Genomic DNA, 18086 nt, shown 5'->3' with positions numbered 1-18086 from the left:
TGGCTATGGGTCCCGGCTCAAGGCCGGGACGACAGTGGTGGATGTGGCGGCGACCTCGTCTCCGCCAGCCATCGCTCGGTCATGGCATGACCGGCGCCTACAACAAACACTGGCGGGCGATGCTCGCCGTCAACGCCACCGTGATGCTCGGCGTGGTCCTGCACAAGATCACGCTGCCGCCCTACATCCCCTACATCCACCTGCTGGTCGACTATCACCACGGCTTCATCAAGCGCGCGCTGGTCGGTGCCATCGTCGGACTGTTCACGGCGAAGGTGCCGGTGTGGCTGGTGTTCGCAATCGGCGGCAGCGTCTGGCTGATCACGCTCGCTCTGTACCTGAAGCTGTTCCGACGCACCTTTGGTTTTGATCGCGCGCAGCTGCCGCTGTTCGTCTTCACGGCGGGGTCGCCGTTCGTCTTCAAGAACTTCCTGTTCACGCTCGGTCATTTCGACATCTATGGCTGTCTCGGCGTCATCATCCTGTTGCTGGTCCCGGCGAGCTCACTCGGCTACGTCCTGCTCGCCACGCTCATCTCGGCGGTGCTGGTGCTGATCCATCACATCCATCTGCTGATGTATGTGCCCACCATCGTCGCCATCGTCGTGCTGCGCTGCTATCTGGCCCGCCCCATCGCCCGGCTCGACCTTGCCGTGGGCGCAAGCGCGCTGCTCGGCCTCGGCATCCTGTTCCTGGCCGCGCAATTCCTCGGAACCATGCCGCTGCCCGAAGCCGATTTCGTAAGTTATTTGCAGACACGAATGGCCGATCCATCGCGCACCGAGCTGCTTCAGTTCGCCTATGTCTGGTACCAGCCGCTGTCCAAGGAAGTGCAGGACACCTGGGCGCGCATGCCGTCCAATCTGCTCGGCGTGCCCGTATATGCGCTGCTGCTCTGGCTGCATGCACCGCTATGGAGCTACTACAGAGATCTTGTCGGCGCATTGGAAGAGCGGCGCCATCGCCAGATCGTCATCGCCGCGCTGATCTTCATCAGCCTTGCCTACGTCGTGATGTTCGCGATGGTGTTCGACTATTCGCGCTGGATCTCGAGCTGGGTCGTTTGCATGGTGATGATGCTGCACGCGGTGAAGACGCTTCCCGCGACCAAGCCGATTGCACCGATTGATCCCGACGATCGCAGGACCACGATCCTGGGCTGGATCGTCGCCGCCGTGCCGCGCGTCGGCATCATCCGGCCGTTCTGAGCCTCAGCCTCTTGGGCGCCTGATACGGACGTAGAGCGCGCCGGCGCCGCCGTGTCCGACATGGGCCTCCTCGAAGCCGACGATCAGCGAGCGGAATTCCGGCAGGCTCAGCCAATGTGGCACTTGGCGCCGGAGCACGCCGCGTTCAGGGTCCGCGCCGATGGTGCCCTTGCCGGTGATGACGAGCACGAAGGTCAGCCCATCATGCTGGGCGCGATGCAGGAAATGATGCAGCGCTTGGTGCGCCCGGCTCTGGGTCATGCCGTGCAAATCGAGCCGCGCATCGATCTCATTGCGGCCGCGCGACAGTTTCGAACGCTCCTTCCGGCCGAGCGAAACCAGCGGCGGAATCGCTGGCCGGACAGGTTTCGGAGCGGCAACCGGCGCGACCGGCCGCTGCGTCATCGCGGGTTTGTCTGGCTGCGGTTCGGACGTCGTCATCGGCGGATGCAGCCGCACCGGACGCTGTGTCTTGCGCAGCGGCCTGACTTGTCGCGCGACCGTTTCCCACAGCGTGCGCTCGTCCTCGGAAAGGCCGCGCTTGCGACGGCCGCGCGGCGGCTCGGGATCATGCGACATGGAAACGGCTTGTCATCGGTGGTTGCGGTGGCGTCTGCCATAGCGCAATCGGCGGATATTGCGATCACTTTCGAGTCGCGGTCGGGCCTCCGGCAGGGGCACTGGCTGTGGGGCCACCACGTTCTGCGCCACCGTGGTCGCGGATTTTGCAACGGCGATCGCGGAGCTAGCTGCGACGGGAGCAGCGGCCTTTGAATCCTTGGCCGCGGAGGGCGCCGCCGCCGTCTTGGCCTGGTCCTGCTCCTTCGCTTGATCTTTGGCAGGCTCCTTCGCTGCCTGCTTCGGCAGCGCTTGCGGAAACAGCTTGGCGATCTTCTCCGACGGACGCGCATCCGGCAGCGGCATCTTGCGGCCACGCGCGACCGGATCGAGGCTCTTCGGCACCAGCATCACGAACTGGATGCTGTGCTTGAGGCGGCCGGAGACCTTGCCGGCGTCCGGTCCCGCGCCGAAGTAGAGATCGGCGCGCGCAGGTCCGACGATCGCCGAGCCCGTATCCTGGGCAATCATCAGCCGGTGGAAAGCCGTCTTCGACTTCTCGGATTCGATCGGCAACTCGCCGGTGATGAAGAACGGCGTGCCATAGACGTGCAGCGACTTGTCGACCGCGATCGAGCGGCCCGGAGTCAGCGGGATGCCCTGGGCGCCGACGGCCTCGTCCTTCTCCGACAGTTGCACCTCGCGGAAGAAGATGTAGGAGCGGTTGGTCCGTCGCAGTTCGTTGGCACCTTCCGGGTTCTGCTCCATCCAGTCGCGGATGCGCTGCATCGACATCTGCTCGCGCGGAATGATGCCGCGCTCGATCAGGACACGGCCGACCGGCGTATAGGGATGGCCATTATAGGCATCGTAGTTGATGCGGACGGTCGAGCCATCGTCGAGACTGATGCGCGCGGATCCCTGGATCTGGGCAAACAGCAGGTCCGTCTGGTTCCTCAGCCACGCGATCTCCAGGCCGCGGCCCTCGATGGCGCCGTCCTCGATCTCCGCGCGGTCGTAATAGGGGACCAGCTTGCGCCGTCCGATCTTCCGGTAGACGGGACCCTTGTTGGGCAGACTCGTCGCGTCCTGCTTGAAGCCGCGAACGAACAGATTGGAGGGGCGGCGATAGACCGGAACGTTGTAGACCTCGTTCTGGGTCCGCGAGCCGTCGATCACGGGTTCGTAGTAGCCGGTGACAAAGCCGTCGGCATCGCCGAGCTTAGAGATCTTCAGCGGCTCGAAGTGCCGTTCGAAGAACGCCCTTGCCGCGGCATTGTCGGCGAGATCGGCGGCCCGGGCGTCGCGACAGGGGTCGCGCAGGGAATCGCCCAGCGCCTTGGCGTCCGGCGTGACATCCGTCTTGGCGGCGATCGGCTTGCAACTGGCGCGGAACGTCCGGTACGCCGCGAGTTGATCGTCGTCGTTCCAGCCGGGCACGTCGTTCCAGGCCAATGGCAGGTACTGGCTGTTGTTGATTTCGAGCGGCCAGTCGAGCTGGGGGTAGGGCAGGTGGCGCACCGGTGCCGCCGGGGTCCGGTGGCGTGAGCGCACTGCCTCGGCCGCGTAAGGGGCGAGCGCCACTGCAACGACGCTCAAGGCGAGTGCCGATGTCCAGTACTTCACGCGATGAGCGGTGAAACCCCGCTTCCAAATTTCGCGAACCATGCTTGCACCATCAAAGTACCACTCAACGCGAAATTCGGAGAAAATGGCATGTTCAAAAGATCAATCTCAAAAACCCGAGGATGCGGCTCGTCGTGCTCCTTACGCAGCCGGCCGACACCGAGAGCGGTGGCCTCCAACGTAACACCGCCGACGGCAACCTATTCCATCAATGGCTGCCGGTGCCGACCAGCTTCCAGTTCGGATCGCGCGAGCCGGTGTCGCGGGCGAAGGTCCAGATGTCGGTGATGTCGGCCACCTTGTCCGGATTGCCGTCGACGATGTTGCCCATCTTGTCGCGTGTCACCGAGATCATCTGCGAGACGAAGCGCACCGTGACCTGCGCGGTGCGGTCGCGCAGCTCGGCACCGACCAGCTCGGCGGTATCGATGGAGACGAAGCGCGTTTCGGTCTTCTGCTCCTGCTTCTCACGCTCCTTGATGACGGCGTCGAAGCTCTCATAGACCTCGGACGACAGCAGGTCGCGCAACGCGCGGCGATCGCCATTGGCAAACGCCAGCACGATCATCTCGTAGGCGCTGCGCGCACCGGTCAGGAAATGGCGCGGGTCAAACGAGGAGTCGTCGGCGACGATCGCGTCGAGGCCGCGCGCGAGCGGCGTGCCCGGCTCGGCCAAGCCGCGCCAGCGATCGCCCGCCGCCGGCATCTCGCCGCCGGGGACCGAAGCCGAGGGGTCGACGGGCTTGTTGGGAACCGGCATGACGTGGTTGTCCGGCGCACCCTGGACCGCGTTTCTGGCGGCGTGATCGAACGGCGTCCGCTCGCTTCCGGTGCGCTGCCCGAGCACGGCGCGCAGGCGCACGAAGATGAAGACCGCCAACGCCAGGAAGATGATGGTATAAATGTCCACGTCGTGTTCGCTTTCTGACCTGTCGAGCCGAACGCGGAGCCCGGCCACCGGACACCCGTTCTACAGGATCCAGGTAAAGACCCGTGAATCCCTCGGTCGACCCGGATGTAGTCATCGAATTGGGCCCGGCCAATGGCACATTGTGGCGTAGCGATCCTAACCCTTTTCCCTCTCAAGGGGAAATCCGATCGACCCCTGATTGGAACGGGGTAGGCCGGTCGCTGGTTCCGCCCGGGGGCCGATGCGACAAATAGAGGCATGCCGGCCGGATCAATCCTTTGCCTCGGCCTTTTGCGGCGTCCGTGGCTCGTCCTTGTGGAACAAGCCGGCCCTATGGTAGCCACGCGCCGCAACGACCCGCCCTTTTTGCCTGGAGAACACTGCGATGACCAACGGTAACGGCGCCACTCCCGAGGCGGCTGCTCCTCCTCAACTGAACGTGCTGGCCCAATACATCAAGGATCTCTCGTTCGAGAATCCGAACGCTCCGCAGTCCCTGGCACCGCAGGGCCAGCCGCCGCAGATCAACATCCAGATCAATGTCGGCGCCAACGCGCTGAATGACACGGAATACGAGGTGACGCTGACGATCGAGGGCAAGGCCGAGAGCGGCAGCCAGGTGATGTTCAGCTTCGAGCTGGTCTATGGCGGCGTGTTCCGGCTGGTCAACATTCCGCGCGAGAACCTGTCGCCGATGCTGCTGATCGAATGCCCGCGCCTCTTGTTCCCGTTCGCCCGCGAGATCGTCGCCAACTCGGTGCGCGACGGCGGCTTCCCGCCGCTGATGCTGGACCCGGTCGATTTCGTTGGCCTGTACCGCCAGAACATGGAGCGCCAGGCAGCGGCCCAGGGCGGCCAAGTGCTGTCGAGCTGATCTGGTTCAGCTTTACGATTGATGTTTGCAGGGCGTGATCCGCTGCCGATCCGGCGGATCACGTGCCGGCGAGAAACTCCATCCAGATCGGCTTGTCGCCGAGGGTGGCGATGAAGGCCCGATGCGCCTCTCGCTCCGCATCCGTGACACGTGGCAGAAGCGGCTGCTCGCGCTGACGGCGCGGCGTATCGCCGGCCCCCCCGATGCGGATCTCCTGGCTGTCCTGGGTCAGGATCAGCTGCGACTGCCGCGCCCCGACGAGATCGACATAGACCTCCGCCAGCAGTTCGGCGTCGAGCAACGCGCCGTGCTTGGTGCGGCGTGAGTTGTCGATCGCATAGCGTGAGCAGAGGTCGTCGAGGCGGTTCGACACGCCAGGATGCTTGCGACGTGCGAGCAGCAGCGTATCGACCAGACGATCCCTGGGAATGGCCGCGCGCTTGACCCGGTCGAGCTCGGCATTGATGAAGCCGATGTCAAACGAGGCGTTGTGGATCACCAGCGGGGCATCGCCGATGAATTCCAGGAACTCCTCCACGATCTCGTGAAACAGCGGCTTGTCCGCCAGGAACTCGCTCGACAGTCCGTGAACCGCGAACGCCTCCGCCGGCATGTCGCGTTCGGGATTGATGTAGCGGTGGTAGACTTGGCCGGTGGGCATGCGGTTGATGATCTCGACACAGCCGATCTCGACCAGGCGGTCGCCGCGCAGAGCGTCGAGGCCGGTGGTTTCGGTGTCGAGAACGATCTCACGCATCTGATCTGATCCGTCGAATTCCGCGCCGCCGGCGTTCGCGAATCAGCCCCGGCGCTGCGGCATTCTAACGACCTCCGCCAGGATGTCGCGGATGCGTGCCCGCACCGGATCGAGCCCGTGCGAGGTATCCACGACGAAATCGGCGCGCTTGCGCTTCTCGGCATCCGGCATCTGCCGTGCGAGCAGCGCATCGAGCGCTTCTTCCGTCATCGTGCCGCGCGCCAGGATGCGTTGGCGCTGGATCTCGGGCGACGTCGACACCACCACCACGGCATCGACGCGCTTGTCGCCGCCGGTCTCGAACAGCAAGGGGACATCGACGACGGCAACCGGCACGCCGGACTGCTCGGCGTCATCGAGAAACTTCTGGTGGTAGGAGCGCAGCATCGGATGCACGATCGCTTCGAGCCGGCGGATCGCGGCGGGATCGCCGACGACCTTGGCGGAGAGCCTGGCCCGATCCACCTTGCCGTCCACCGTCGTCCCAGGAAATTCGGCTTCGATCGCCGGCGCGGCTTCGCTCTCATAGACCTTATGAACGGTCGCGTCGGCGTCGTAGACCGGTACACCGGCTTCGGCGAACAGCTTTGCGGTCGTCGACTTGCCCATGCCCATCGAGCCGGTTAGACCCAGCACTCTCATCCGCGGTCACTCCCCCTTACGCGTGGCTGCGGTCGGCATCAGATCCTGAGCAGCTTCGCTTCGCGAAAATAGGCGAGCAGCGGCAACAGCGGCAGGCCGAGTATGGTGAAGTGATCGCCGTCGATCCGGTCGAACAGGTGCACACCGAGCCCTTCCAGCTGATAGGCGCCGACGCTGGATGTGACGGCTTCGCCGGCGACATCGAGATAGGCTGCGATCTCGGTTTCGGTGAGGGCGCGCATCGTCATCCAGGCAATTGCGACGTGCGAGAACAGCACCTCGCCGTTGCGGACCACGGCAATGGCCGAGTGCAGCGCATGGGTGCGCCCGCCCAGCGCCAACAGTTGCTGCATGGCATGCTGGCGGCCGGCTGGCTTGTTGAACATGCGCTCACCCAATGCGAGCGTCTGATCCGCGCCCACCACATATGAATTGGGCCTGCTTGCCGAGACCGCAGCGGCCTTTGCGTTGGCAAGGTGTAACGCGATCTCGTAGGGCGCCACCAGGCCGGCTTCGGCCTGCACCGCGCGTTCGTCGATATCGGCCGGAAGGGCCTCGCACGCGAGGCCTGCGTTCGCGAGCAGCATCCGCCGCGCGCGGCTTTGCGATGCTAGAATGAGAGGCTCGTCACTGCACCAGATGGACATTGATCCGCTCACTAGTCCGGAAGCCGCTGCCGCTGCCGGTCGGTATAGAGTTTCAGGATCGCGGCGGCCGTCTCCTCGATCGAGCGCCGCGTCACGTCGAGCATGACCCAGTTGAACTTCGCACTCAGCTTGCGTGCATAGGCGACCTCGTCCGTCACCGACTGCTTGTCGACATAATTCTCATTGCCGGATTCCGCACCCATACTGAGCAGGCGATTCTGCCGCACCTGGATCAGCCGCTCCGGGGTCGCATGCAGGCTGACGACCAGCGGCTTCTTCAATGTCTCGAGCTGATGCGGGATCGGAATGCCCGGGACCAGCGGCACGTTGGCGGTGCGCACGCCGCGGTTGGCGAGATAGATCGAGGTCGGAGTCTTCGACGTCCGGCTGACGCCCACCAGCACCACTTCGGCGTCTTCGAGGCCGTCGACCATCTGCCCGTCATCGTGGAGCATCGTGTAGTTCAGCGCATCGATGCGGGCGAAATATTCGGCATTGAGCACATGCTGCGCACCGACGCGGCCGGCGGTCGATGCGCCGAGATAGGCCTCAAACAGCTGCATCACCGGACCGATGATCGACAGGCTCGGGATGTTGATCTGCTGGCACTTGCCTTCGAGCCGGCTGACCAGGTCCTTCTCGAGCAGGGTGAACAGCACGATGCCGGGGGCTTCCTCGATCTCGTCGAGCACACGGTCGAGCTGCTTCTGGCTGCGAACCAGCGGGTACACGTGCTCGACGGGGGTCACGTTGGTGTACTGCGCGGCGACCGCTCGCGCGACCGTGATCAAGGTTTCGCCCGTCGAATCGGAAACCAGATGCAGGTGAAAGTAATTGCCGGTGGTGGGCATCAAATCCTTAACGATCTGTGAATCCCTGTGAAGGATGGGACCAAAAAGCAGCCTCGGACCGCTCCCTTTGTATAACCCCGATAGTTCTGCACATGGTCGCCGTCCGGGACAGCGCCAGACAGCAGCGCGATGATATCGGGACGAGGTCGGTTTGTCTCTGGATAAGCTGTCGAAGGATTTCGGCAAGCGTTTGAATCACATTGAACTCTGCGGCGATCCGGCGTGTGCAGCTCACATGTTGAGGGATGTGAACAAGCTGCGGGCACACTGCGGATGACATTGCATGAGTCCAATCCACCGCTACCTAGACTCAAACCTTAAGATTCTAAAATTATTTGGTTTGGAGGGGACTGAGCGAGCGGATATGTCTCGGCACGCAAGCTGATCACCAGCCGAGAGGATCACGCGTCTCCGATGTATGAGTGGATCAAGGCCCTGCACGTCATCGCCGTCATCGCGTGGATGGCCGGCATGCTGTATCTGCCGCGGCTGTTCGTCTATCATTGCGACACCGAGATCGGCTCGAAGCAGTCCGAGACGTTCAAGGTCATGGAGCGGCGCCTGCTCAAGGCGATCATCAATCCGGCGATGACCGTGACGTGGCTTGCCGGGCTCTATCTGGTCTGGGCCGGCCACTGGTATACCAGCGGTTGGTTTCATGCCAAGTTTCTGCTGGTGCTGATCATGTCCGGAGTCCACGGACTGTTCACCCGCTGGGTCAGGGAATTCGGCGCCGACAAGAACACCCGCAGCCAGAAATTCTACCGTTACATCAACGAGGTACCAACGGTACTGATGATAGGCATCGTGATTCTCGTGATCGTCAAGCCGTTCTGACCGTTTCCCTCGGAATACCGCTGCGCTGCAGACGCCTTGCAGACGCCGGCGCGATTTTCTATATTGTAGATATCCCACCCCACGCAGGCGGATGTGGTTGCGTTCCGGCTTGACCGGCCGCCGCATCAGGTCTGGTGCCTCATCGGCGCCAACCTTGCTCAGACCTGCGGACCTCATTTTCGTCCGCCTTCCCACAGCCACCTCGCATCCCTCCCAAGTCGCTTCCACAGGACCACCCCAATGCGGGAAATCAAACTACAGGACCTCAAGTCAAAGACGCCGGCCGAGCTCGTCTCCTTCGCGGAGGAAAACGGGGTCGAGAACGCCAGCACGATGCGCAAGCAGGAGCTGATGTTCGCCATCCTCAAGCAGCTCGCGATCCAGGAAATCGACATCATCGGCGAGGGCGTCGTCGAGGTGCTCTCCGATGGCTTCGGCTTCCTCCGCTCGCCCGATGCCAACTACCTGCCGGGTCCCGATGACATCTACGTCTCGCCCTCGCAGATCCGCCGCTTCGGGCTGCGCACCGGTGACACCATCGAGGGACACATCCGCAGCCCGAAAGAGGGCGAGCGCTATTTCGCGCTGCTCAAGGTCAACACGCTGAACTTCGAGGATCCCGAGAAGTCCAAGCACAAGGTCAATTTCGACAACCTCACGCCGCTGTTTCCGGACGAGCGCTTCCGGCTCGAGCTCGAGGATCCGACCCGCAAGGATCTGTCGCCACGCGTGATCGACATCGTCGCGCCAATCGGCAAGGGCCAGCGTGCGCTGATCGTCGCGCCGCCGCGCACCGGCAAGACGGTGCTGATGCAGAACATCGCGCACTCGATCACGGCCAATCATCCCGAGTGCTACCTGATCGTGCTGCTGATCGACGAGCGTCCGGAAGAAGTCACGGACATGCAGCGCTCGGTGAAGGGCGAGGTCGTGTCCTCGACCTTCGACGAGCCGGCGGCGCGTCACGTCCAGGTCGCGGAGATGGTGATCGAGAAGGCCAAGCGCCTGGTCGAGCACGGCCGCGACGTCGTCATCCTGCTGGACTCGATCACCCGCCTCGGCCGCGCCTACAACACGGTCGTGCCGTCCTCCGGCAAGGTGCTGACCGGCGGTGTCGACGCCAACGCGTTGCAGCGGCCGAAGCGCTTCTTCGGTGCCGCGCGAAACATCGAGGAAGGCGGCTCGTTGACCATCATCGCGACCGCTCTGGTCGACACCGGCAGCCGCATGGATGAGGTCATCTTCGAGGAATTCAAGGGCACCGGCAACTCCGAGCTCATCCTCGACCGCAAGGTCGCGGACAAGCGGACCTTCCCGGCGATCGACATCGCCCGCTCCGGCACCCGCAAGGAAGAGCTCATCACCGAGCCGCAGAACCTCAAGAAGATGTACGTGCTCCGCCGCATCCTCAATCCGATGGGCACGATGGACGCGATCGACTTCCTGCTCGACAAGCTCCGCAGCACCAAGAGCAATGCCGAGTTCTTCGAATCCATGAACACCTGATCGGCCCACGGTCTTGATTTGGAAAGGGCGCTCTTTGGAGCGCCCTTTTTGTTTGACTTGTTTGTCGCTGCGCCCGGCGAGAAGTCCTCGATGCTTATCCGCCCGCCCAGGTTCGTCGGCGTAAAGCATGCCGCTGCAAACCGATTGTCTTTCGCTGCCGGTGAGCCCAACTGAGGATCATGCATCCTCACGACCAGACCATCTTCGCGCTGTCCTCCGGACGCCTGCCGAGTGCGATTGCGATCGTCAGACTCTCCGGGTCTCACGCCGGCATCGCCCTTCAGATGCTTGCGGGGAAACTGCCGCTGCCGAGGATGGCGACGCGCGCCTTGCTGCGGGATGGCAATGGCGAACCGATCGACGATGCCGTCGTGCTGTGGTTTCCCGGCCCGGCCAGTGCCACCGGCGAAGATGTTGCCGAGCTGCATGTCCATGGCAGCCGTGCCGTCATCGCGGCGGTGTTCTCGGTCCTGTCGGCGATGCCGCAGATGCGCCCTGCCGAGCCGGGCGAGTTCACGCGGCGCGCGTTCGAGAATGGCAAGATCGATCTAACCGAAGCCGAGGGGCTCGACGATCTCATTCATGCCGACACGGATCGCCAGCGGCGCCAGGCGTTGCGGCAGCTGAAGGGCCTGCTGGGCGACAAGGCGCGGAGCTGGCGTGAGCAGATCATCGAAGCGGCGGCGCTGATCGAGGCCGGGATCGATTTCGCCGATGAAGGCGACGTGCCAACCGAGCTGATGGCGTCGGCGCTATCGCGGATTGAGCAGCTCCTGGCGGAGATCGAGGCCGTGTTGTCGGCGCAGGGTCGGGCCGAGCGGCTGCGCGATGGCCTGATTGTCGTCATCGCCGGACCTCCAAACGCCGGCAAGTCGACATTGATGAACCTGCTGGCCCGACGTGAGGTGGCGATCGTCTCGCCTCATGCCGGCACCACGCGCGACGTCATCGAGATCCAGCTCGATCTCCAGGGCTATCCCGTCACGGTGATCGACACCGCTGGGATCCGGGAGACGGACGACCCCGTGGAGCAGGAGGGGGTGCGCCGAGCCCGGGATCGGGCTGCGCAAGCCGATCTCGTGCTGTGGCTGTCCGAGGATAGTCAGCCGGAGGCAGAGCGTCGAAGCGGGGTGCCTGTCTGGCTGGTCCGGAACAAGATCGATCTGCCGAGACCGCAGGAGACAGCCACGGCGACGGTGCAGGGAGATGCTCCGGTCTTTGCGATCTCGGCCAGAACCGGAGCAGGGGTGGCCGGCCTGTTGGAGGCTCTGATAGGCTTTGCCCGTGACTTCTTCGGATCGACCGAGAATGGCCTGATCACCCGGGAGCGGCAACGAGCCCTGCTCAATGAGACCGTGTCGGCGCTTCGTCGGAGCGTTACGGCTGTTGATCTCGGTGAGGAGCTCGCCGCGGAGGAGCTGCGGATCGCCGCACTGGCGCTTGGGCGTCTGTTGGGGCGGGTCGATGTCGAGGATGTGCTGGACGTGATCTTCCGCGAGTTCTGTATCGGAAAGTAGCAGCGTCAAGAACCTCGGCGGACGCAGATATGCTTAATGAAATGTTGCTTGGTTAACTGATCGTCAATCGTTTCACGTGAAACAGGGGTAGAGCCCTCGTTGGACGTTTCACGTGAAACAAGCCCCGATGCTGTTTCACGTGAAACATCTCCCTCCCTGCCTGACGGGGTAGCGAATGTTTCACGTGAAACGTCTTCCGAGCGTTATCCGCACGCGCTAGATAAGCCTCATGAGCGAGCATCTGACATCCTACGACGTCATCGTCATCGGTGGCGGCCACGCTGGCTGTGAAGCTGCGGCGGGCGCGGCACGCATGGGTGCCCGAACTGCCCTGATCACGCATCAGTTCGCGACCATCGGCGCCATGTCCTGCAATCCGGCCATAGGTGGGCTGGGGAAGGGACATCTGGTTCGCGAGGTTGATGCTCTCGACGGGCTGATGGGTCGCGTCGCCGATGCCGGCGGTATCCAGTTTCGGGTTCTGAATCGCCGGAAGGGGCCGGCCGTTCGAGGTCCACGCGCCCAGGCCGACCGCAAGCTCTACGCTGCCGCGATGCAGTCGGCGATCCGGGAGACCGCGAACCTCGCCGTCATTGAAGGCGAGGCGGACGAACTGATCGTTGCCGGCGGGCGGGTGGCGGGGTTGCGGCTGGCTGACGGCCGGACCTTCATCTCTGGCGCTGTCGTCATCACGACCGGTACGTTCCTGCGTGGTCTGATCCACCTGGGTGAGAGGACTTGGCCAGCCGGCCGGGTCGGCGAAGCGCCGGCGCTGGGGCTGTCCCGGTCTCTCGAAGCCATCGGATTTCGGCTCGGCCGGCTCAAGACCGGCACGCCGCCGCGCCTGGATGGATCGACGATCGACTGGACAGCGGTCGAGATGCAGCCCGGCGACAATCCACCGGAGCCGTTCTCCGTCCTGACCGACAGGATCACCACCCCGCAGATCCAGTGCGGGATTACCCGAACGACGACCGCGACCCATGAGGTGATCCGCGCCAACGTCCATCGCTCGCCGATGTACTCCGGCCAGATCAAGTCGACCGGGCCGCGCTACTGTCCGTCGGTTGAGGACAAGATCGTACGCTTCGGTGATCGCGACGGTCACCAGATCTTCCTGGAGCCGGAAGGGCTCGACGACACCACCGTCTACCCGAACGGTATCTCGACCTCGTTGCCCGAGGAGGTCCAGCTCGCGCTGCTGCCGACCATCCCGGGCCTCGAGCGCGTCCGGATGATCCGACCGGGCTATGCGATCGAGTACGACCACGTCGATCCACGCGAGCTGGAGCCAACGCTCCAGACCAAGCGGATGAGGGGCCTGTTCCTGGCGGGTCAGATCAACGGCACGACCGGCTACGAAGAGGCTGCCGCCCAGGGTCTGGTAGCCGGGCTCAATGCGGCGCTCGCGGCGGGCGGCGGCGAGTCGATCGTGTTCGATCGTGCCGACGGCTATCTCGGCGTGATGATCGATGATCTCGTCACGCGAGGGATCACCGAGCCGTATCGGATGTTCACCTCGCGCGCGGAGTATCGGCTAACCCTCCGGGCGGACAATGGGGACCAGCGACTGACCGACAAGGGCATCGCGCTCGGCTGTGTCGGCAATGATCGCGCGCGTTTCCATCGAACCAAGATGGATGCGTTGGAGGCTGCCCGTTCGATGGCGAGGTCGCTGACGATCACGCCCAACGAGGCGGCGAAGCATGGCCTCACGCTCAACAAGGATGGCCAGCGCCGTTCGGCCTTCGATCTGATGGCCTATCCGGAGATCGGCTTCTCCGAGGTGGGAGCGATCTGGCCGGAGCTCGGTGCGATCGATCCCGCCATCGCCGTCCATCTGGAGATCGATGCCAAATATGATGTCTATGTCCGCCGCCAGAGCGAGGACGTGGATGCCTTCCGGCGCGATGAGGGCTTGGTGCTCGGTGGGGTCGATTATGCGCTCGTCCCGGGTCTTTCGAATGAGGCGCGGGCGAAGCTGACTGCAGCCAGGCCGTGGACGATCGGACAGGCGGGCCGGATCGATGGGATGACTCCCGCGGCGCTCGGGATCCTTGCGGCCTATCTCCGTCGAGAAGCGCGTCGCAGCAAGGCCACCGGCTGAGGCGTTTCACGTGAAACAGGCATCGCCAGCGGCGGCATCCAAGATGATCGAATCGGACAAGGCGGCAGCGCTCGCGCTGACTCCCGTTTCACGTGAAACGGAGCAACGCCTCGATCGCTATGTCGCATTGCTGCTGGAGTGGCAGGCGAAGACCAATCTGGTCGCGCCGTCGACCTTGCCCCATCTCTGGACGCGCCACATCGCCGACTCGTTGCAGCTTCTCGATCTCGCGCCCGACGCCAGGATCTGGGTTGATCTGGGCAGCGGCGGCGGCTTTCCCGGCGTCGTGCTTGCTTGCGCTTTGGCCGATCGGCCGGGTGCACAGATTCACTTGGTCGAGCGCAACGCCAAGAAGGCAGCGTTCCTGCGCGAAGCAATTCGTGTCACCGGCGCTCCGGGGATCGTGCATTTGTCAGAGATCGGGGATATCGTGGAGAAGTGGAGCGGGCGAGTCGATTGCGTGACCGCACGCGCGCTGGCTCCGCTACATCAGCTCATCGGCTTTGCGGAGCCCTTGGTGAAAAAAGGCGCGAAGGCGCTGTTTCTCAAGGGTCAAGATGTAGAAGCGGAATTGACCGAATCTACTAAGTATTGGAAAATTGAGTCGAAACTTCACTCCAGCCGGACGGGCGGGCAGGGCTGGATCGTCGCAATCGATTGCATCGAGCGACAGAGCTGAATTCCGTCAAGACGACAACCAATGGCGATCGCGCATGGCCGTAATTGATCAGATTTATCAAGAAGATAGAGCCCAACACCCGGAGGGGCATCCGCGCATCCTGGCGCTCGCCAATCAGAAGGGCGGGGTCGGCAAGACCACGACCGCGATCAACCTCGGCACGGCGCTGGCAGCGATCGGCGAGCGGGTGCTGATCGTCGACCTCGATCCGCAGGGCAACGCCTCGACCGGGCTCGGCATCGACCGCGGCAGCCGCAACTGCTCGACCTATGACGTGCTGATCGGCGAGGCCTCGCTGCGCGACGCCATCGTTGCGACGGCCGTGCCGCGGCTGCACATCGCCTCCTCGACGATGGACTTGTCGGGTCTTGAGCTCGAGCTCGGCTCCACCGCCAACCGCGCCTTCCGTCTGCGCGATGCGATCGCCGGCCTCAACAACAACGTCTCGCCGGAGAACGACTACACCTACGTGCTGGTCGATTGTCCGCCGTCGCTGAACCTGCTGACGGTCAATGCAATGGCCGCGTCCGACGCGATCCTGGTGCCGCTGCAGTGCGAGTTCTTCGCGCTCGAAGGTCTGTCGCAGCTGCTGCAGACTGTGGAGCAGGTGCGCTCGACCCTGAACCCGAACCTCTCGATCCACGGCATCGTGCTGACGATGTTCGACTCGCGCAACAACCTGTCGAACCAGGTCGTCGCCGACGTCCGCCAGTTCATGGGATCGAAGGTCTACAACACGATGATCCCGCGCAACGTGCGCATCTCGGAAGCGCCGTCCTACGGCAAGCCGGTGCTGGTCTACGACTTGAAGTGCGTCGGCAGCGAGGCCTATCTCAAGCTCGCGACCGAAGTCATTCAGCGCGAGCGTGACCTGCGCACGAACTGACTTTGCCTCTGCTCCGGGGGACCTCGTCGTCCGGATCTCATTCGAGGACGGCAGCGGGTTTCGAAATGAATCCGCTCCCTCGTTCATTGTGCCGACGGGACCGATCGGCAGCAGACGCAAGCGGAGCGTGACGTGAATCCAAAGGAGAAGGCGATGGCCGACGAGTCGCGATCGCGATTGGGCCGGGGTCTCGCAAGTCTGATCGGTGACGTCGGGCGCGAGGCGGGGGCGCCGCCGGAGCGGCCGCGCAACCAGCGCAAGGTGCCCATCGAGTTTCTGAAGCCCAACCCGCGCAATCCGCGCAAGACGTTTTCCGACGGCGAGCTCGCCGAGCTCTCGGCCTCGATCAAGCAGCATGGCGTGATCCAGCCGATCGTGGTGCGTCCGGTGAAGGGCCAGCACGACCGCTACGAGATCATCGCCGGCGAGCGGCGCTGGCGCGCCTCGCAGGCCGCCGGCCTGCACGAGGTGCCGATCGTTCCGGTCGATGTCAGCGACAGCGATGCGCTGGAGCTGGCGATCATCGAGAACGTGCAGCGCGAGGATCTCAATCCGATGGAGGAGGCGCAGGGCTATCACGCGCTCGCCAACGAGTTCAAACGCAACCAGGAAGACATCGCCAAGATCGTCGGCAAGAGCCGCAGCCACGTCGCCAACATGATGCGGCTGACCAAACTGCCGGCCGAGGTGCAGGGCTTCATCGCGACCGGACAGATCTCGGCCGGTCATGCGCGTGCGCTGATCAACCTGCCGGATCCGATGTCGGCGGCGAAGAAGATCATCGCGGAAGGATTGAACGTCCGCCAGACCGAGGCGCTCGCGCACGAGGAGGGCGTGCCGGAACGCAAGCCGCAGAAGCCACGCAGCTCTGGGGGCAGTGCGCCGGCGGAGAAGAAGGACGCCGACACCATCGCGCTGGAGAAGCGCGTCGGCGATGCGCTCGGCCTTTCGGTGTCGATCAGCCACCGCGACCCCGGCGGCACGGTGCAGATCACCTACCGCAGCCTCGAGCAGCTCGACGAGGTGATGCGGCGGCTGGAGCAGGGTTAGGCTGTTAGGTCGTAATTGCGGTCCCGTTGTCGAGATACTTCCGACGAACTCCCGTCAGCTTTGTTGTGACGTCCTCACCACATCGTCATGGCCGGGCTTGACCCGGTCATCCATCTTTCGATGGTACTCGCTCCAAGAGGATGGCTGCCCGGGTCAAGCCCGGGCACGACGAGTTACTCATTAGGCGACGGGTACGACCAGTGCGTCCTGGTCACGGTTGCCTCTGGTGATCTCGAAACTCTTCTCCGTCATTCCGGGGAGTGCGCAGCACGAACCCGGAATCCATCTCTCGGCAGATCGCTTGGCCCGATGGATTCCGGGCTCGCCGCGCTGGCGCGCGTCGCCCCGGAATGACGTCGGAGATTGGAGCAAGGCCGCAGGCCCACTCATCCCTTGCGCCGCGCGTTCACCGCGATCGACAGCAGCGTTCGCTGCGCGATGGCTGCGGCGAGGCCCGGCTGCTTGCGCATGTCGAGGGCGGCGGTGGCGAGCTGATCGATGATCGGCAGCAGCCGCGCCGGAGAGAAATTGCGCAGCGCCGTCTCGGCGCTCGGCTTTCGTGAGAAATGCAGCCGCGGAAAACCGCCTTCGAGAATGGCCGACACGGGCGTGCCGGATGCGACGGCAAGGGCCGATTTGTGCAGCCATGCCGCATGTCGCTGCGCAGCGGAGATGATGACACCGGGATAGGTGCCGGCGATCATGGCCTTGCCGAACTCGGTCTCGACCATTTCGGGCTTGCCGCCGAAGGCGCCGTCGACGATCGGGTCGAGCTTCATCTCCGAGGCATCGGCGACCACCGCCATCACATGGTCGAGCGTCACCTCGCCCTCGCCATGGGCGAACAAGGTCAGCTTGCGCAGCTCGTTGCGCGAGGCCTGGCGGTCGCCGCCCAGCAGGGCCATCAGCGAGGCGCGAGCGTCGGGCGCGATGCGCAGGGCCGCGATGCGCAATTCGTCGTCGATCAGCTTGGCGAGATCGCGCTCGGTGTCCGGGTAGCAGCCGATCGCGACCGCCGTTTTGGCCTTCTCGCAAATCTTGCGCAGTGGCGAATCGGGGCGGATGTCGCCGGCCTCGATGACGATGCGGCAGTCCCGTACATTCATCTCGCAGAGCGTCTCGACGCCGCTGGCGAAATTGCGCGAGCCGGCGCGCACCCGGATGGCCCGCCGGCCGCCGAACAGCGGCACCGTCATGGCTTCGTCGACGAGGCGCGACGGTTCCGCGGAGAGCTCGTCACCGTCGAGCCTGACCACGGAGAAGGGATCATCGGGGTTGTCGACGGCCGACGCGATAAGGGCCTCGGCACGCTCGCGGACCAGGCCCGTATCCGGGCCGTACAACAGGATCAGCGGCCGGGCGGCGTCCGGTTTGGCCAGGAAGGCATCGATGTCTCGTCCGCGCAACGCGACCACGGCGATGTCAGCCGTG

General features: G+C 64.1%; 17 protein-coding genes. 9 read left to right on the top strand and 8 right to left on the bottom strand.

Going from position 1 to position 18086, the window contains the following annotated elements; translation table 11 throughout:
* Window positions 1–86 precede the first annotated feature (86 nt).
* On the top strand, window positions 87–1208 hold the full coding sequence (locus tag QX132_RS31495; RefSeq protein ID WP_316163700.1) for a hypothetical protein: 1122 nt from the start codon (window positions 87–89) through the stop codon (window positions 1206–1208).
* 3 nt (window positions 1209–1211) lie between these two features.
* Here the strand turns inward: QX132_RS31495 and QX132_RS31490 are convergent, their stop codons facing one another.
* The 3 genes from QX132_RS31490 to QX132_RS31480 form a co-directional block, all read right to left on the bottom strand.
* The gene (locus tag QX132_RS31490; protein WP_316163699.1) at window positions 1212–1787 is read right to left on the bottom strand and encodes a Smr/MutS family protein; all 576 of its coding nucleotides are present in this window, start codon (window positions 1785–1787) and stop codon (window positions 1212–1214) included.
* A gap of 12 nt (window positions 1788–1799) precedes the next feature.
* Window positions 1800–3434, bottom strand: coding sequence for a murein transglycosylase A (locus tag QX132_RS31485; protein ID WP_316163698.1), 1635 nt, complete (start codon window positions 3432–3434; stop codon window positions 1800–1802).
* A gap of 166 nt (window positions 3435–3600) precedes the next feature.
* A complete protein-coding gene (locus QX132_RS31480) occupies window positions 3601–4302 on the bottom strand; it encodes a Tim44/TimA family putative adaptor protein (protein ID WP_315740421.1) in 702 nt (233 codons plus the stop codon).
* A 385-nt stretch (window positions 4303–4687) separates the two neighbouring features.
* Here QX132_RS31480 and secB point away from each other — a divergent pair, with 385 nt between their 5' ends.
* Window positions 4688–5176, top strand: coding sequence for a protein-export chaperone SecB (secB, locus tag QX132_RS31475; protein ID WP_315740420.1), 489 nt, complete (start codon window positions 4688–4690; stop codon window positions 5174–5176).
* A 58-nt stretch (window positions 5177–5234) separates the two neighbouring features.
* Here secB and dnaQ read toward each other — a convergent pair whose 3' ends face one another.
* From dnaQ to QX132_RS31455, 4 genes are read right to left on the bottom strand one after another with little or no spacing between them, the layout of a single operon-like run.
* The gene (dnaQ, locus tag QX132_RS31470) at window positions 5235–5933 is read right to left on the bottom strand and encodes a DNA polymerase III subunit epsilon (RefSeq protein WP_315759081.1); all 699 of its coding nucleotides are present in this window, start codon (window positions 5931–5933) and stop codon (window positions 5235–5237) included.
* A 42-nt stretch (window positions 5934–5975) separates the two neighbouring features.
* The gene (gene coaE / locus QX132_RS31465; RefSeq protein ID WP_316163697.1) at window positions 5976–6575 is read right to left on the bottom strand and encodes a dephospho-CoA kinase; all 600 of its coding nucleotides are present in this window, start codon (window positions 6573–6575) and stop codon (window positions 5976–5978) included.
* A gap of 38 nt (window positions 6576–6613) precedes the next feature.
* Complete coding sequence (locus tag QX132_RS31460) at window positions 6614–7222, bottom strand: Maf family protein (protein WP_315740417.1); 609 nt, start codon at window positions 7220–7222, stop codon at window positions 6614–6616.
* 11 nt (window positions 7223–7233) lie between these two features.
* Window positions 7234–8073, bottom strand: a complete 840-nt coding sequence (locus QX132_RS31455; RefSeq protein WP_315740416.1) for a pyruvate, water dikinase regulatory protein — start codon at window positions 8071–8073, stop codon at window positions 7234–7236.
* A 414-nt stretch (window positions 8074–8487) separates the two neighbouring features.
* Between QX132_RS31455 and hemJ the strand changes: the two genes are divergently transcribed.
* From hemJ to QX132_RS31420, 7 genes are all read left to right on the top strand, one after another.
* Window positions 8488–8910 (top strand): protoporphyrinogen oxidase HemJ, encoded by a 423-nt coding sequence (gene hemJ, locus QX132_RS31450; protein ID WP_316163696.1) that lies wholly within the window; start codon window positions 8488–8490, stop codon window positions 8908–8910.
* Between the two features lie 240 nt (window positions 8911–9150).
* The gene (rho, locus tag QX132_RS31445) at window positions 9151–10416 is read left to right on the top strand and encodes a transcription termination factor Rho (RefSeq protein WP_315740414.1); all 1266 of its coding nucleotides are present in this window, start codon (window positions 9151–9153) and stop codon (window positions 10414–10416) included.
* A gap of 179 nt (window positions 10417–10595) precedes the next feature.
* The gene (gene mnmE, locus QX132_RS31440; RefSeq protein ID WP_316163695.1) at window positions 10596–11933 is read left to right on the top strand and encodes a tRNA uridine-5-carboxymethylaminomethyl(34) synthesis GTPase MnmE; all 1338 of its coding nucleotides are present in this window, start codon (window positions 10596–10598) and stop codon (window positions 11931–11933) included.
* Between the two features lie 229 nt (window positions 11934–12162).
* Window positions 12163–14040 carry a tRNA uridine-5-carboxymethylaminomethyl(34) synthesis enzyme MnmG gene (mnmG, locus tag QX132_RS31435; protein ID WP_316163694.1) on the top strand — a complete coding sequence of 626 codons (1878 nt, stop codon included), beginning with the start codon at window positions 12163–12165 and terminating at the stop codon, window positions 14038–14040.
* A gap of 10 nt (window positions 14041–14050) precedes the next feature.
* Window positions 14051–14719, top strand: coding sequence for a 16S rRNA (guanine(527)-N(7))-methyltransferase RsmG (gene rsmG, locus QX132_RS31430; RefSeq protein WP_410052923.1), 669 nt, complete (start codon window positions 14051–14053; stop codon window positions 14717–14719).
* Between the two features lie 34 nt (window positions 14720–14753).
* Window positions 14754–15605, top strand: coding sequence for a ParA family protein (locus QX132_RS31425; protein WP_315798580.1), 852 nt, complete (start codon window positions 14754–14756; stop codon window positions 15603–15605).
* Window positions 15606–15758: 153 nt separating this feature from the next.
* Window positions 15759–16655: a ParB/RepB/Spo0J family partition protein gene (locus QX132_RS31420; protein ID WP_315740410.1), complete on the top strand. Its 897-nt coding sequence runs from the start codon at window positions 15759–15761 to the stop codon at window positions 16653–16655.
* Window positions 16656–17041: 386 nt separating this feature from the next.
* Here QX132_RS31420 and holA read toward each other — a convergent pair whose 3' ends face one another.
* Window positions 17042–18070, bottom strand: coding sequence for a DNA polymerase III subunit delta (gene holA, locus QX132_RS31415; RefSeq protein ID WP_316163693.1), 1029 nt, complete (start codon window positions 18068–18070; stop codon window positions 17042–17044).
* Between the last annotated feature and the right edge of the window lie 16 nt (window positions 18071–18086).

Source organism: Bradyrhizobium sp. SZCCHNRI20481 (assembly GCF_032485055.1).
In the GTDB taxonomy this organism is placed as follows: domain Bacteria; phylum Pseudomonadota; class Alphaproteobacteria; order Rhizobiales; family Xanthobacteraceae; genus Bradyrhizobium.
This window is presented reverse-complemented; position numbering and strand designations above follow the sequence as displayed.